The sequence below is a fragment of the Nonomuraea sp. KM90 genome (assembly GCF_052246675.1).
Classification (GTDB): Bacteria; Actinomycetota; Actinomycetes; order Streptosporangiales; family Streptosporangiaceae; genus Nonomuraea.
Genome location: NZ_JBQQCB010000389.1, coordinates 1 through 844, shown reverse-complemented (window position 1 = coordinate 844; position 844 = coordinate 1). Strand labels below are relative to the sequence as shown.

The 844-nt window shown below is 68.5% G+C and carries 1 pseudogene; it reads right to left on the bottom strand.

Annotation, left to right across the window (positions count from 1 at the left end):
* Nucleotides 1-844: pseudogene (locus tag ACTWPW_RS64390) on the bottom strand (IS630 family transposase); the annotation flags it as partial.

Below are 844 nucleotides of genomic sequence, written 5' to 3'. Positions count from 1 at the left end.
TTGGGATGGTCGGAGTTGCTCATCACGAAGGTGCGCAGCGGTCCGAACTGCGCTTCGATCGGGTTGGCCCAGGAGGCGCTGGTCGGGGTGAAGCACAGCTCGACCTTGTGCGCGGCGGCCCAGGCGCGGATGGCGGGGGTCTTGTTGGCCGACAGGTTGTCCAGAATGACGTAGATCGGTGCGCCGTCCGGGCGGGCGTGGCGGATGCTCTTGAGCGCGGCCAGGGTGTTGGCGCCGCTCTTGCGCTCACGGTTGACTCCCCACAACTGGTCATCGCCCAGGCTGTAGCAGCCGTGGAAGTAGCGCACGCCATGGGTGCGCGTGTAGGTGGCCGGTTGTCGTTCGGGTTTGCCCTCGGGCGCCCAGCCGGAGCCGGGCTGAGGCCGGATGGACAGTGGCCCGAACTGGTCGAAGGCGAAGCACCGCTGCGGGAAGCGCGTGGTGACCTCCTCGATCCGGTCCAGCTTGGCGTCCCGGTCGGGGTCGGTGGACTCCTTCCAGGTCCGGGTGCGCTGGAAGGAGATCTTGTGCTCGCGTAAGTACTGCCGCAGCCGCTCACGCCCGACCAGCACGGTCCGCACCGGGTTGTCGGCCAGGTAGTCGACGAGTTTGCGGATGCTCTACCGGGTGAAGGGCCGGCCCAGCTTCTCCGGGCGCGTCCTGGCCATCGCGACGATGAAGTCCTCATCGCCCGAGGTGATGCGGCGGGGACGGCCACCCGCCCACTTAGGGTCCAGCGCGGACAGCCCCCGCTCGTTGAAGGCATGGATGACGTCTCGCACGGTGTCCTCATCGGCCGCGACCAACTGCGCGATCGCCGCAACCGGCGTGCCACTGGCCGAGG